This window comes from Streptomyces sp. B21-083 (assembly GCF_036898825.1).
GTDB lineage: Bacteria > Actinomycetota > Actinomycetes > Streptomycetales > Streptomycetaceae > Streptomyces.
The window spans coordinates 3,117,196-3,131,344 of the sequence record NZ_JARUND010000001.1; the positions used below are offsets into that span (position 1 = coordinate 3,117,196).

The window sequence follows — 14,149 nt, forward strand, 5'->3', positions numbered from 1 at the left end:
GGGGCGGGAACGGTAGAGCGGGCGGGCGATGTAAACGTATTCCACGCTAGGCCGCAGACTCCGAGTCGGTCAATGGCATCACGGGAGGTGCGATCAGCGGCCTGCCACTTTTCCTGACTGATATCGAAGCAAAACTCGCAGGTCATCGACGTTTAATCGTTACCTGTGAGCAAGGTGTGCGAAACAGGAATCTCTCGACCTCTTGCGCCCCGACCGGTCGCGGCCTACCGTCCAGCACGGCAAACGGTTACATGGCCCGCCCTAAGGAGCACCCTCATGTCCGTCAGATTCAGGCGCCCCGCACTCGCCGGAGTTGTCTGCGCTCTCGCGCTCACCGTCTCCGCCTGCGGCGGGTCCGGCTCCGGCGACGACGCTTCGGGGTCCTCCGGGCCGGTCACCCTCGACTTCTGGGGCTGGGCCAACGGCCAGGAGGCGGTCGTCAAGGCGTTCAACGCCTCGCACAAGGACATCCAGCTGAAGTACACCAAGGTGACTGATCAGCTCACGATGCAGAAGCAGCTGAGCAACGCGGTCAAGGCCGAGAACGCCCCCTGTCTGCTGCAGAACACCGGTGAGTACGTGACGAGCTGGGTGGCGCAGGGCGCGCTGGCCGACATCACTCAGTACGTCGGGTCGAGCAAGGACAAGTTCAACCCGGGCTCGTGGGCCGTCGGCCAGGTCCAGGGCAGAACGTACGGTGTGCCCACCGCCTCCGCGCCCGCGTTCACGATTCTCCGCACCGACATCTTCAAGAAGTACGGGCTCAAGGCCCCCACGACCTGGGACGAGTTCATCGCTGCGGGCAAGGTTCTCGCCAAGCACGGTGTCAAGATCACCAACTACGCCGGTGAGGACCCGAGCACCGTGGAGGTGCTGGCCATGCAGGCGGGCGCCCACTGGTACTCCATCGACGGCGACTCCTGGAAGGTGGATTTCCAGGACGCCGGCTCCCTCAAGGCGGCGAAGGTGATCCAGGAGATCATCGACAACGACCTGAACTCGAAGCTGTCGTTCGCCGACTACGCGGCCGTGCAGCGCAACTACGACAAGGGTGGCACCGCGACCCGGCAGATCTCCACCTGGCAGATGTCCGGGATGGTGCAGAACTTCACGGACTCCTTCGGCAAGTGGGCGCTCGCGCCGTGGCCGACGTACCAGGGCGAGGCCGCGAAGACGCCGGCCGGCACCAACCAGAGCGGCAACCTGACGCTGGTGTCGAAGCAGTGCAAGAGCCAGAAGCAGGCGGCCGAGGCGGCGTTGTGGATGTCGACCGACGCCGGCGCGGTCAAGACCATGGCGAGCCCGGAGACCGGCAGCGGAGTGATGCCGGCGCTGGCCGACAGTGACGCGTACGTGGCCGAGGCGATCTCCGAGAAGCTGCTCGGCTCGAACTACCAGCCGGCGCAGCAGATCGTGAAGGACAGTCTGAAGACCGTGACGACCGACTGGACCTTCGGTCCGGACTGGACCGCGATGTTCTCCGAGATGCAGAGCCAGTGGGGTCAGGTGGTCAGCAAGAAGCAGACGGTCGCCGGACTCCTGGCGCACATGCAGGAGTGGACGGTCAAGGACCTCAAGTCCCGCGGTATCAACGTCAAGGGCTGAGGCACATCCCGATGATTCGCTCCCTGCGCTGGAAGGGCGCCGCCTTCACGGTGCCCTTCCAGCTCGGCTTCGTCTTCCTCTACCTGCTGCCGATCGGGTACGCCGTCTACCAGTCGCTGTACCACTCGCAGTCCTCCGGACTGGGCCTGGGCGGCACGACCGACGAGTTCTCCGGCCTCGACAACTACCAACAGGGCCTGACAGACCCGAAGTTCATGGGCTCCGTGCTGCGGGTGGTGCTGTTCGCCTGCGTGCAGATCCCGGTGATGCTGGTGGTCAGCCTGGTCCTCGCCCTGTTGCTGGACTCGCTCACCTCACGGGCGGCGAGCCGGTTCCGGATCATGCTGCTGGTCCCGTACATGATCCCGGGTGTGGTCGCCGCGGTCGTCTGGATCAACCTGTACAGCCCCGACGTCGGCCCGCTCACCCCGCTGGGCGACGTGTTCGGTCTCGCCTGGAACTTCTTCGCGCCGTCAATGGTGTGGCCGTCCATCGGCAACCTGCTGACCTGGCACGGCATCGGCTACAACATGGTGATCATCTACTCGGCGCTGCAGGGTGTACCGCGCGAGCTGTTCGAGGCCGCGCGGCTCGACGGCGCGACCGAGTGGCGGGTCGCGCTGAGCATCAAGATCCCGTTCGTACGAGGGGCGTTGGTGCTGACCGGGATGCTCTCGATCATCCAGATGCTGCAGCTCTTCAACGAGCCCGCGCTGTTCAGGAACATCACTCCGCAGACGGTCGACGACAGTTTCACCCCGATCATGATCATCTACAACCAGGCGTTCAACGCCGGCAACTACCACTACGCCGCGGCCCTGTCGGTGCTGCTCGCCCTCATCCTGGGCGTCGCCTCCTTCCTCTTCTACCGGCTGACCTCGAAGGAGACCGACTGATGGCCACGACCACGACCCCCACCGCCGAGTCCCCGAAGCGGTCCCAGGCGCCGGCCGCGCGGCGCCTCAACCGCCCTGATTCCAGGGGCCGTTCGCGCGGTGGGCAGCGGTTCGTCCTGGTCGGACTGGTGCTGGCGAGCGCGTACAGCCTGTTCCCGGTGTACTGGCTGATCATCGCCGCCACCAAGGACCGTACGGGCCTCTACCAGAGCAACGGCCTGTGGTTCTCCGGCTGGCACCTGTGGGACAACCTGCGTCAGGTGTTCACCTACGAGAACGGTATCTTCCTGCGCTGGACGGCCAACTCGTTCCTGTACGCCGGTGTCGGCTCCGCCGGTGGCACGCTGATCGCCCTCGCGACCGGCTACGGCCTCGCCCGCTTCGACTTCCCCGGGCGCGGTGCGGTGTTCGCGGCTGTGGTGGGCTCGTTCCTCATCCCGATCGCGCTGCTCACGCTCCCGCTGTACCTGCTGTTCTCGGAGATCGGGCTGGTCGACACCCCGTGGGCGATGCTGATCCCCTGCCTGATCAACCCGTTCAGCGTGTACCTGGCCAAGGTGTACACCGAGGCGACGATCCCCTTCGAACTTCTGGAGGCGGCCCGTATCGACGGTGCCGGGGAGCTGCGGATCTTCTTCAGCATCGTGCTGCGGATGATGACGACGGGCGGCGCGACGGTCTTCCTGCTGGCCTTCGTCAACACCTGGAACGCCTTCTTCCTCCCCCTGACCGTCCTGCGCGGCGAGAACAACTGGACGCTCAATCTGGGCCTGTACAACTGGTCCGGCAAACGCGCGGAGTCGGGCATCGACCTCACCAGTCTGGTCCTGACCGGCGCCCTCCTCTCCATCGTCCCGATGGCGATCATGATGATCGCGATGCGCCGCTACTGGCGCACCGGCGTCACCATGGGTGCCCTCAAGTGAGGCTGGTCCAGGGCGCGTCGACCTGACGCCTCGGTCTCCGCGCCCTGATCGCCTACTGGTTGGTCCGGGGCAGCCCCGGCGGGTTGATCTCCGACTTGGCCACCGCCTCGTCGGACAGACCCCAGCGCTTCAGGACCTTGCCGTACGTACCGTTCTCGATGATCGTCGAGGGCGGCCGCGAGCGGCTCGACCAGGCCGCTGTCCTTCTTGGTGGTGGCCGCGATGAGGCCCTGGAGGGTGGCGCCGGCGCCCGAGTAGGTGCCGACGACCTCCGTCCTGCCGGTGCCGGCCGCGTGGTAGGCGGCGGTCGGGTTGGGGCCCAGGTAGAGGTCGATACGGCCGGACTGGAGGGCGAGGTAGGTGTCGGGTGCGGTCGGCGCCTCGGGCGTAGCGGCGTTCCACGTAGTACTGGGCGACCGTCAGCAGGGAGGTGAGGACGACGTACCAGGCGGTGGCGACCAGCAGCAGCGGGATCACCCGGCCGTTGCGGCCGTAGACCACCTGGACCTGGTAGAAGAGCTCGCCGATCGCCATCACGTAGACCACCGACGTGCCCTTGAGCAGGCCGACGATCTCGTTGCCCGCGGTGGGCAGGATGGCGCGCATGGCCTGCGGGAGCACGATCCGCCGGATCTGCCGCAGCCTGGGGATGCCGAGCGCGGCAGCGGCCTCCAACTGGCCCTGGTCGACGGCGATGACCCCGCCCCGGACGATCTCGGCGGAGTACGCGGCCTGGTGCAGCGTCAGTCCGATGATCGCCGCGCCGATGGTGCCGATCAGGGTGTTGCTGTCGACGGACCAGAACACCGGCCCGAAGGGGGGATGCCGACGCCCAACCGGTCGTACAGGGCACCCAGGTTGAACCAGAAGACCAGCTGGACGATCATCGGGATCGAGCGGAAGATCCAGATGTAGGTCCAGGCGACGGTCTGCAGCACCGGGCTCCGGGACAGCCGCATGAAGGCCAGTACCGTGCCGAGGAGAAAGCCCAGCACCGCCGCGTAGGCGGTGAGTTGGAGGGTCACGCCGACTGCCGCGACGATCGTCTCGGACAGCACGTAGTCGCTGAAGACGCCCCACTCCCACACGGGGTTGGTGACCAGCCCATGTGCGAACTGCGCGACCAGGACGACCACGACGACGGCCGCCGCCCATCGGGCGTAGTGGCGGACGGGGACGACCTTGAGCGAGGCGGGGTCCTCCGGACGGGGCGGGGGTGGCGAGGCTGACGAGGCCTCGGTGCCGCTGGGCTTTCGCGGCGGAGTCGGTGGTGAGGCCCATGGTGGGGGTCCTGTCCGGGGTTGAGGGGTGGTCGGGGCTTGACGGGTTTACCGCGGGCCGGTGGGAGCTTGTCGCGCAGTTCCCCGCGCCCCTTTATGGGGCGCTGGTGCGCGCCCTCTCCCATGGCCCTTAGGCGGGCTTTGGGGCCGGGTGTGCCGTGAGGTGTTTTTCGAACGGCAGCTTGCCGATGGATTCCGGGTCGGCCGCCGTGTCGAAGAGCGGTGTGTAGCCGGTGGCCAGGTAAAGGCCGCGGGCTTCGGGCTGGCGAGGGCCGGTGGTGAGCTGGATCCGCCGGTAGCCTCGGGCGCCCGCCGCGCGCTCCAGTTCGTCGACGACCCGGCAGGCCAGGCCGCGTCGCCGGTGTGCGGAGTGCGTCCAGATGCGCTTCAACTCCGCCGTGTCCGCGTCGTACCGGCGGAACGCGCCGCCCGCGACCGGTTCGCCGCTTTCGAGGAGCAGGAGCAGGACACCGCCGTACGCCGCCGTGAACTCCTCGGCCGGGTAGCGGGCGAGTTCGGCGTGGGCGTCGTTGCCGTAGCGGGAGGAGTACTCGTCGCCGAGTTCGCGCAGCAGCGGTTCCACGAGCGGGTCGGACACGGTGACGTGACGTATCGTCAATTGCCTTGCTGTTGACGTGGGTTGCGTGAGGGAGGTCACCCGGTCACCGCCGACGCCAGTGCTCGCGTGCCCTGTACCGCGCGCTCGGCGTCACGCTTGGCGTCGCGTTTGGCGACCTCCTCGCGGACGATCGGGATCACATACCGGCCGAAGTCGATGGCGTCGCCCAGCAGGTCGTAGCCGCGGGCGGAGAGGATGTCGACGCCGAGGTCGTAGTAGTCGAGGAGTGCCTGGGCCACGGTCTCGGGGGTGCCGACCAGGGCGGTGGCGAACGTCTTGGCGGCGAAGGTCGGGTAGGACACGTTGGGGCGGTGCGCGCAGGATCTGCAGGCGCTCCGGCCTGCTCGCGATGTACGCGGCGGCCGGCGCGGGGTCGGGCGGTCCTGACCCGTAGGCGAACAGCACCCGGTCCCAGCCATGGTCCTCGTGTGCCCGGGCGAGCCGGAGCGTGTGCTCCCTGTCGAAGGCGGCGCCGGAGCGCGGGGTGGTCTCGGAGCCGTCGTCGGTCGCGGCGATGCCAAGGAACTCCACAGGCATGGAACAGGGCCTTTCTGAGGTTCCCCACGCCGTCTCGGCCGGCGGGCCCCGTACGCGGGCATGGCGGAACCTCCCTGCGTACGGCGGCACTTGACGGCACGTCAGGAAGAGAGAAAAAGGGGAAGACGAGAAGGAGAACGCGAAAAGGGGTGCGGAAAGCACCTGAGGAAGAGAAGAAGGTGAAGGCCGGTCAGACGGCCCGTTGCCGAGTCAGGCGCGACACGCGGCGGAGCACACTCGACAGAGGTCGATGTGGCCGCGCGTAACCAAGCGCTGCTGCTGGGCATCCATGCGAACAATTGAGCAGTACGTCTCCCCGTACGTCAACCACCGCCCGGATGCCGGACAGGCTGGGGCAGGGCGGTGGCGGCGGCGGTGGTCGGCTCGCTATCAGCGACTCGGCGCGGAGCTCACGCCCGGGGCCGGAAGTGCGCCCCTGTCGACTCCTCACCGGTGACCGTGGCCACGCAGCGCAGGACGCGCAGACCGTCGGCGTACTCGGTCTGGGTGGGCGGGAGTACGTCGACGGTCCAGCGGGACGGGTCGATCTCGCGCGCGTCGCCCTGTCTGGACTTGGCGAGGACCGAGCGGGAGCAGAGTTCGCGGACGCCCGGGTGGTTCTTCAGCTCCCGCTGGTTGTCGGTCATCCCGTCGGACGGGAGCGGGGCTATCGCGAAGGTCTCCCACGGGTGGGAGACCAGACAGTCGGAGCGGTTCACGCTGACGATCCCGACGATGACGACCAGGCCACCCCAGCATTCGGCGGTCGTGGTGCAGCGGCCGTGCATGCCGGCGACGTCGGTCGCCGGGCAGTTCTCGGTCGTCGTCGGTACGCCGTAACCAGCGATCGTGGCCTGGGTCGCCCCGCCCGAAGCGGAGGCGGACGCGGGGATGGAAGCGGGGGTGGAGGGACCGGTGGTGGGCGCGGCCGTCGTCGACGGGGGCAGGTACTGGTACGCCACTGTCCCGCCCGTACCGACGACGACCACGGCCACGGCCGCGACGGACAGCCGCACGCGCACCGATCTGCGGCGCGAGGAGGTGGCGGGCGGCTGGACTGTGGTCGGCGGCGCGGAGGGTGGAACGAAGGGCGGAACGGCGGCGGGCACGGCCACCGGCACGGGAATCGGGACGGCGGCAGTGCCCGCCGGGTCTTCCGGGCCCGCCAGGTCCACGGCGGCCAGCGCGTCCCGGAGCGCCGCCGCGCTCGGCAGCCGGTCGGCCGGGTCGGGGGCCATGGCGTGGCGGAGGACCTCGGTGAAGCGCGGGTGCACTCCGGGGAGGTCCGGCAGGGGCCAGGTGTGCCGGACGATGACCTCCGCGATGCCGAGGCTGCCCTCCGTCGGGAAGTGCGGGGGCCTGCCGTGCACCAGGGCGTAGATCGTGGCGGCGAGGGAGTACACGTCCCCGGCGGGTGTGGGTTCGGCCAGCCGGAACGCCTCCGGTGGGGCGTACGCGGGCGTCAACGCCTCCCGGGTGACGGACAGTTCCTGACCGGGCCGGGGCATCGCGGCCAGCCCGAAGTCGGCGAGGCCGACATTCCCGTACCGGTCGATCATGATGTTGCCCGGTTTGATGTCGCGGTGCAGTACGCCACCGGCGTGGGCCGCGGCCAGCGCGTCGGCGATGCGTACGCCGATGTCCCGCGCCTCGGCGGCCGGGAGCGGGCCCTGCCGTTGGAGGCGGTCGCCGAGCGAACCGCCGGGGCACAGCTCCAGGACCATGTACGGGCGGCCGTCGTCGAGCACCCCGGCGTCGTGGACCGCGACCACGTGCGGGTGGCCGGACAGTTGACCGGCCGCGGTGACCTCGCGCAGGAACCGCTGCCGGTCGCGGTCGGTGGCCAGGACGCGGCTGTCCATCTTGAGGGCGACCTCGCGGCCCACGGCCAGTTGGCGGGCCCGGTACACGGTCGCGAACCCGCCCTGGCCGAGCACCTCGACGACCTCGTAACCGGGCACGCCCGTGCGTTCGAACTGCATGCTGCCGTACTCCCCCACCAGCGAGGCCGACCGTCCCGGTCGGGGTACCGGGCCGGGGTGTTGAGAGCGCCGACAGTAGTGCACGGGAAACCGGCGGGCGTTCCCGGCCGGGGCGATGACATGCTGGCCGCGTGAGCAGACCGGAGATCGTCATCAGTTTCGCCCCTGAGCTGCGGCTTTTCGTCCCGTCGGAGCGACGTGCGGGGCCGACGGCCTTGGTCACCGACGGATCGTCCTCGTTGGGGCACGTGGTGGAGTCGCTGGGCGTACCCCTCACCGAGGCCGGGCGGCTGCTGGTCGACGGCCGGGAGGTGCCGGTGTCCCATGTGCCGGGCGCGGGCGAGACGGTGGAGGTCGGTGCCGTCGTCAGACCGCAGTCGGTGCCCGGGGCGCCGCTGCGGTTTTTGCTCGACGTTCATCTGGGCACGCTCGCCCGCCGGTTGCGGCTCCTGGGCGTCGACGCGGCGTACGAGAGCGAGGACATCGGCGATCCGGCGCTGGCCGCGTTGTCGGCGGCCGAGCGACGAGTGCTGCTCTCCCGGGACCGGGGGCTGCTGCGGCGCCGGGAGCTGTGGGCGGGGGCGTACGTGTACAGCGACCGTCCCGACGACCAGCTCCGGGACGTACTCGGCCGCTTCGCGCCCCTGCTCGCTCCCTGGACCCGGTGCACCGCCTGCAACGGACGGCTGTCGCGGGCCGACAAGCAGACGGTCGGCGACCGGCTGGAGGACGGGACCCGGCGGACGTACGACGTCTTCGCGCAGTGTGCGGACTGTGCGCGGCTGTACTGGCGGGGCGCGCACCACGCGCGGCTGGAGGCGATCGTCGAGGGCGCGCTGAGCGAGTTCGGCCCGCACCGCGCCCGCTGAGGCACCTGTGAGGCACCTGTGAGGGAGGGCGGGAACCGACGGTGACACGAAGGCGTTGAACAGACGCGGTGCGATGGACGTATTGACAGGAGGCGATAAGGGGAGACTCTGACTGAAGCTTCAGGCATCATCTGTGTCGCCCGTCCGCCCTCACCTCTTCTCTTCCTGGCCACCACCCCGTCACGCGGACTGGGAACGCTCCTGGTGTCCCCCTTGCCTCGCTCTTCATTTCCCCCCGTCCGCCCCCGCAGCGCGTGGGCGCAACGTGGAAGGACGACGCGCGCTGTGTCCTCATTTCCGATAGTTCCCATAGCTCCGCCCGCTCCGACGGTCCAGTCGCCTCTCCAGGGCATCTCGGACTGTCCCTCACCGGCCTCCCGTGCCCGCCGGTTCCCCGGCGCGCGGTACGCCCGCCGCGTGCTCTGTCTGCTGCCGCTCCTGCTCATCGGGATCTGGGCGGCGGACAACTGGCCGGTGCTGCACGACGGTGCCCGGCGGCTCACCACGGCCGACCCCGGCTGGCTGGCGATCGGTGCCGCGTTCACGTTCCTGTGCTGGGTTTCCGCGGCCTTCGCCCGCCAGGGGGCGATCCCGGAGCGGCTGCCGCCCGGGCTGCTGCTGGCCTCGCAGTTCGCCGCCGGAGCCGCGAACAACGTTCTCCCGGCCGGTCTCGGCGCCCACGCGGTCACCCTGCGCTTCCTGACCGGCCGTGGCATCCCGCTGGCCCGCGCCACCGCGTCCCTCGCCCTTTACTCGCTGGTCAAACCGGTGGCGAAGCTGCTGCTGATCCTCGCGCTCCTGGCGACCTTCCCGACCTCCCTGGCCACCGCCGACGTCCTCCCCGACCAGGGCACACTGCTGCCCATCGTCGTCGGCGTGGCCGGCACGGTGATCGTCGTGACGCTCGTTCTGGCCCTCGTACGTCCGTTGCGGCGCCCCCTGCTCGACGGTCTGCGCACCGCCCTGACGGACGCGCGCCGGCTGCACACCCGGCCTGTCCGGGTCGCCGCACTATGGGGCGGCGCCGCGGGCTTCTCCCTGTGCCAGGCCGCGGTGCTGGCCTGCGTCGGGGCCTCGCTCGGGCTGCCGATCGCCTGGCCCGACGTGGTCTTCGCCTACCTCGCCGCGAGCGCCGCTGTCGGCGCCGTGCCCGCGCCGGCCGGGATCGGCCCCGTCGACGCGGCCCTGGTGTTCACGCTGGCCGCGATGGGCGCCCCGATGTCCCTGGCCGCCGCGACCGTCGTCGGCTTCCGTGTCCTGACGGTCTGGCTGCCGCTGCTGCCGGGCGCCCTCGTCCTGTCGTTGCTGGTGCGCGCCAAGGTGCTGTGACGCGCCGCTGGTGTGGAGGTACGCCGGGTTGATCCGCCCGGGCGCCGTACCGCGCACCCGGCTCACCCGAGCCTGCCCCGCGAGGCCAGCGCGGGGCGCCTTCGCGCTTCGATGCCGGGCGCGCGCAAGCCGCGGCGACACCACACGGGCCGCTGAACCCCGCGCAACGCGCCGCACGCCGTCCTCACCCCAGCCTGCCCTGCGGGGCCGGCGCCGGGCGCCCTCGCGCTTCGATGCCGGGCGCGCATCAAGGCGCGGGGCACACACCCGGTGCGGTGACTTGCCAGGGTGATCCGCCGGGGTGGCGTGCCGCACGCCGTCCTCACCCCAGCCTGCCCTGCGGGGCCGGCGCCGGGCGCCCTCGCGCTTCGATACCGGGCGCGCATCAAGGCGGGGGGCACGCGCCCGGTGCGGTGACTTGCCAGGGTGATCCGCCGGGGTGGCGTGCCGCACGCCGTCCTCACCCCAGCCTGCCCTGCGGGGCCGGCGCCGGGCGCCCTCGCGCTTCGATGCCGGTGCGCGTCAAGGTGCGGCGGCACGCGCCCGGTGCGGTGAACCCCGCGTAAGGTGCCGCACACCGTCCTCACCCCGGCCTGCGCTCAAGGTCGGCACCGGCCGCCCACGTGCGTCGATGCCGGTGCGCGCCAAGGTGCTGTGACGCGCACCCGGTGCGTGATGCGCCGAGCTGATCCGCCGGGGTGGCGTGCTGTACGTCATGCTCGCTCGGGCCTGCCGCGCGGAGCCGGCGCCGGGCGCCCTCGCGCTTCGATGCCGGTGCGCGTCAAGGTGCGGCGGCACGCGCCCGGTGCGGTGATCCTGGCGTATCACGCCGCACGCCGCCTTCACCCCGGCTTGCGGCGCGAGGTGGGCGCCGGGCGCGTCCCCGGGGTCCGCCGGGGAGGCCACTGGTGTTGACAGCCCCCCCGGGGGGAAACGCGTCAGTCCCGGCGGGCCACCAGGCGGTACGCGTTGGAGACGCCCACGCGGTGGGAGATCGGGCGGACGGCGAAGCGGTCCAGCAGGGTGCCCAGGATCAGCGCGGGGACGCCGGCCAGCAGCAGGGCTCCGCGCAGGGTGCGGCGCAGGGCGTTCGGCGGCTGCGGAAGCCACGGGAGGTTGTCGCGCGGGGCGGCGTTGTCGAGGGCCAGCCAGACGGCGGCGAGCAGGTCGACGGGGTCGTGCGGCTCGGCGTGCTGCTCCAGGACGACGGTGAAGCCCAGCTCGGTGAGCCGCTGCCGGAGGTTGTCGACGGGCACGAAGTGCAGGTGCTGGGGCTGGAGCCAGGGCAGCCACCAACGGCCGAGCAGCCGGGCGTAGCGGCTGTCGGGGTCGGGGACCTCGATCACCAGGTGTCCGCCGGGTCGGATGGCCTGCCGGGCGGCCTCCAGTTCGAGCGGGGGCTCGGTGCTGTGCTCCAGGTAGTGGAACATGCTGACGACGTCGTAGTGGGCGGCCAGTTCGGGGGCCAGCTCGGTGAAGCTGCCCCGGTAGCCGTGTTCGACGCGTCCCGCCCGCTCGGCGAGTTCGGCGCCGTCGGTGAAGTCAAGCCCGTCGAAGGTCGTGCCGGTGTGGACGACCCGGGCCGACTCACAGAAGTGGCCGTGGCCGGTGCCGACGTCGAGCCAGTTTTTCGGCGCGTCGTCGAAGGGGAGCAGGGCTCGGGCCCGCTGCTCGTACATTTTGGTGCGGCCCGCGAAGGTGTTGCCGAGCTGCTTCTCGCCGAGCCCGTCGTAGAAGTCGCGGTAGTAGAACTCCAGCCCGGCGGGGTTGAGCCGGGGGTTCTGGAAGGTGTGCCGGCAGTCCTCGCAGCGGTCTAGCACGAACCGTCCGGGCTTGTGCTGGAGCAGGTCGGTGGTCCGCAGCCGGGTCGTGAGCCGGGCCGAGCCGCACCAGGGGCAACTGGTGCGCGGGGGTTCGAAGAACCGGTCGAGGCCGTGGGCCAGGTCGGTCTGGTAGGTGGGCCGGAGGGCGGACACCTGCTCGGCACGGCTCGGAGCCGCCGGCCCGTCCGGCGCATCCGGCGTTACTGCCGCTTCCGGCGCATCCGCTGTGCTGGTCCCGTGCTCGTCGTCTCTCATACCGTCTCCTTGGCGGGCGCGCCGATGGCGAGTTGCTCAAGATGGGTGGCCGCCGCCGAGGCACCTCCGGCGGCCCGGAACGCGGTACGGATCCGGCTCGCCGCGAGGCGGTGGCCGGGCTCGTGCAGTACGGCGTCGATCGCCGCGCCCAGTTTCGGCGCGGTGACCCGCCCGAACCGCACCCGGATGCCCGCCCCGGCCGCCACGACCTGACCGGCGACCACGGGCTGGTCGTCCCGGATAGGCGCGACGACAAGCGGTACCCCGTGCCAGAGCGCCTCGCACACGCTGTTGTGCCCGGCGTGGCAGACGACGGCGTCGACCCGTTCCAGGAGCGGGAGTTGGGGCGCGGAGGGGACGATCAGGACATCTTTGTCGTCGTCCCCGCCCGGGGTGCTTCCGAGTACGCCCGCCGGATCGACGATCACCGTCTGCACCCGCTCCGCCCGCTCTCGTGCGGCGACCTGACACTCCGACAGAAAACGTGCTCCGACATCGGTGTTGGCGGTGCCGAGGGTGACGAGGACGGTGGCGCGGGCCGGGTCGAGCCAGTCCCAGGGGAAGCCGGGCGCGGCGGGCCGGTCGGCGACGGACGGGCCGACGTATCGGATCTGGTCGCCCGTCCGGGCATCCGGGCCGACGAACTCCGGGGTGCTGAAAGCGAGTACGAGGTGCGGGGAGAACCGTGGGTCTGCGGTGCCGGCGGGATCACCGACGCGGTCCCGGAGGCCCGCGAGCAGCTCGTCCAGCCACTCGGCGACCTTGGGCATGCCGGACAGTACGTCGGTGAACTCGGCGGAGGTGGTCGCCGAGGTCGCCCACGGCAGTCCCAGCCGCTCGGCGACGAGGCCACCGGCGAGGGCCTGTTGGTCGGCGACGACCACGTCCGGCCCGAACTCCCCCACGGCGGCGGCGACTCCGGGAGCCATCTCCTCGGCGAGCGGGGCGAGGAAGTGTTCCCAGAGGAACTTCAGCGCCTCGGGCCCCCGCATGTCCGGCGGTCGTACGCCGTCACCGGAGCCGGGGACGGGCCCGGCGCACGGGAAGACGGTGACGTCCTCACCGACGAGCTTCCCCACGAGTCCCGGATCCGCGCACACCCAGGCCGACTCGTGGCCGCGCGAGGCGAGTTCGGCGGCGACCCCGACAGCCGGGTTGATGTGCCCGACGAGCGGCGGCACGACGAACAGGAACCGGCTCACCGCGCTTCCGCCCCCGCCAGTGGAACCGGGGCTGCCGCACCGAGGATGAGCGACAGGATGTGCCCGCCGACCGTCCCCGACGCCTCGACGAGCACGGAGTGTTCGTGTCCCGGCACGACGACGGTCCGGCAGTCGGGCAGCACCGACTCCAGCCAGGGCGCGAGTCCGGCGAGGTCCGAGTCGCCCCCGTACACACCGAGTACCGGGCAGCGTACGGAACCGGTCTCGTCGTCGGTCAGGACACGGCTGGCCGGGATGTCCTGGGCCAGGGTCGTCTCGCGGGCCAGCCGGGCGGCGCCCTTGGCTAGGCGGGCGGTGTTCTGGCCTCGGTTGGCGGTGATCCAGGCGATGGCGTCGGCCTCGTTGTGCGCGAGTTCGTGCATGACCCGGCCGAGGATGCCGTCGAGTTTGCCCGCCCAGGCGGCGGTCGCCGGTTCCGACTCGATGAGGGAGACGCTGGCGGCCCGCTCCGGGTGGCGGGCGGCGTATCCGAACGCGACTGTCCCGCCGTAGGAGTTGCCGACGAGATGGACCGGGCCGGTCACCTCCAGACGGTCGAGGAGGGCCTCCAGGTCGTCGATGTTGTCGTCGAGCGTGTAGCCGGTGGCGGGGCGGCTGGAGCGGCCGTGGCCGCGCAGGTCGTACATGACGACGTCGATGCCGGAGGCGGCGAACGCCGGTGCCACGGTGAAGTAGTAGCTGGCCAGACTGTCGGTGAGCAGGCCGTGCACGAGGACGGCGGTCGCGGCGACCGGCCGTCCGCCGCGCGGGCCGATGCGCTGGGCGTGCAGCCGGAGGCCGCCGCCGATGTCGACGTGTCCCATGG

The 14,149-nt window shown here is 70.9% G+C and carries 10 protein-coding genes and 3 pseudogenes; 5 read left to right on the forward strand and 8 right to left on the reverse strand.

Features of this window, described 5'->3' with window-relative positions; all coding sequences use genetic code 11:
* Window positions 1–276 precede the first annotated feature (276 nt).
* Genes QA861_RS13855 through QA861_RS13865 form a run of 3 tightly spaced genes read left to right on the forward strand, consistent with a single transcriptional unit; the run spans window position 277 to window position 3,427 of the window.
* Window positions 277–1,605 carry an ABC transporter substrate-binding protein gene (locus QA861_RS13855; protein ID WP_334588636.1) on the forward strand — a complete coding sequence of 443 codons (1,329 nt, stop codon included), beginning with the start codon at window positions 277–279 and terminating at the stop codon, window positions 1,603–1,605.
* Window positions 1,606–1,616: 11 nt separating this feature from the next.
* Complete coding sequence (locus tag QA861_RS13860; protein WP_334588637.1) at window positions 1,617–2,501, forward strand: carbohydrate ABC transporter permease; 885 nt, start codon at window positions 1,617–1,619, stop codon at window positions 2,499–2,501.
* On the forward strand, window positions 2,501–3,427 hold the full coding sequence (locus tag QA861_RS13865; RefSeq protein WP_334588638.1) for a carbohydrate ABC transporter permease: 927 nt from the start codon (window positions 2,501–2,503) through the stop codon (window positions 3,425–3,427). Before QA861_RS13860 ends, QA861_RS13865 begins: the two co-directional genes overlap by 1 nt.
* 52 nt (window positions 3,428–3,479) lie before the next feature.
* Here QA861_RS13865 and QA861_RS13870 read toward each other — a convergent pair.
* From QA861_RS13870 to QA861_RS13890, 5 genes and pseudogenes are all read right to left on the reverse strand, one after another.
* Window positions 3,480–3,792 (reverse strand): annotated as a pseudogene (locus QA861_RS13870) (ABC transporter substrate-binding protein); the annotation flags it as partial.
* A 4-nt stretch (window positions 3,793–3,796) separates the two neighbouring features.
* Window positions 3,797–4,704: pseudogene (locus QA861_RS13875) on the reverse strand (amino acid ABC transporter permease); the annotation flags it as partial.
* A gap of 133 nt (window positions 4,705–4,837) precedes the next feature.
* Window positions 4,838–5,365 (reverse strand): GNAT family N-acetyltransferase, encoded by a 528-nt coding sequence (locus QA861_RS13880; protein WP_334588639.1) that lies wholly within the window; start codon window positions 5,363–5,365, stop codon window positions 4,838–4,840.
* Window positions 5,362–5,863: pseudogene (locus QA861_RS13885) on the reverse strand (LLM class flavin-dependent oxidoreductase). The gene QA861_RS13880 and the pseudogene QA861_RS13885 overlap by 4 nt, the downstream one beginning before the upstream one ends.
* 410 nt (window positions 5,864–6,273) lie before the next feature.
* Complete coding sequence (locus tag QA861_RS13890; protein WP_334588640.1) at window positions 6,274–7,845, reverse strand: serine/threonine-protein kinase; 1,572 nt, start codon at window positions 7,843–7,845, stop codon at window positions 6,274–6,276.
* A gap of 131 nt (window positions 7,846–7,976) precedes the next feature.
* On the opposite strand from QA861_RS13890, the gene QA861_RS13895 reads away from it, so the two are divergent.
* Entirely contained in the window at window positions 7,977–8,714 is a 738-nt protein-coding gene (locus tag QA861_RS13895) for a Mut7-C RNAse domain-containing protein (RefSeq protein ID WP_334588641.1), read from the forward strand.
* 285 nt (window positions 8,715–8,999) lie between these two features.
* The gene (locus QA861_RS13900; protein WP_334588642.1) at window positions 9,000–10,043 is read left to right on the forward strand and encodes a lysylphosphatidylglycerol synthase transmembrane domain-containing protein; all 1,044 of its coding nucleotides are present in this window, start codon (window positions 9,000–9,002) and stop codon (window positions 10,041–10,043) included.
* A gap of 938 nt (window positions 10,044–10,981) precedes the next feature.
* Here QA861_RS13900 and QA861_RS13905 read toward each other — a convergent pair.
* The 3 genes from QA861_RS13905 to QA861_RS13915 are packed head-to-tail and all read right to left on the reverse strand — an operon-like array spanning window position 10,982 to window position 14,147.
* Window positions 10,982–12,121, reverse strand: a complete 1,140-nt coding sequence (locus tag QA861_RS13905) for a class I SAM-dependent methyltransferase (protein ID WP_334588643.1) — start codon at window positions 12,119–12,121, stop codon at window positions 10,982–10,984.
* Window positions 12,118–13,323, reverse strand: a complete 1,206-nt coding sequence (locus QA861_RS13910) for a glycosyltransferase (protein WP_334588644.1) — start codon at window positions 13,321–13,323, stop codon at window positions 12,118–12,120. The genes QA861_RS13905 and QA861_RS13910 overlap by 4 nt, the downstream gene beginning before the upstream one ends.
* Window positions 13,320–14,147 (reverse strand): alpha/beta fold hydrolase, encoded by an 828-nt coding sequence (locus QA861_RS13915; protein ID WP_334588645.1) that lies wholly within the window; start codon window positions 14,145–14,147, stop codon window positions 13,320–13,322. The genes QA861_RS13910 and QA861_RS13915 overlap by 4 nt, the downstream gene beginning before the upstream one ends.
* Between the last annotated feature and the right edge of the window lie 2 nt (window positions 14,148–14,149).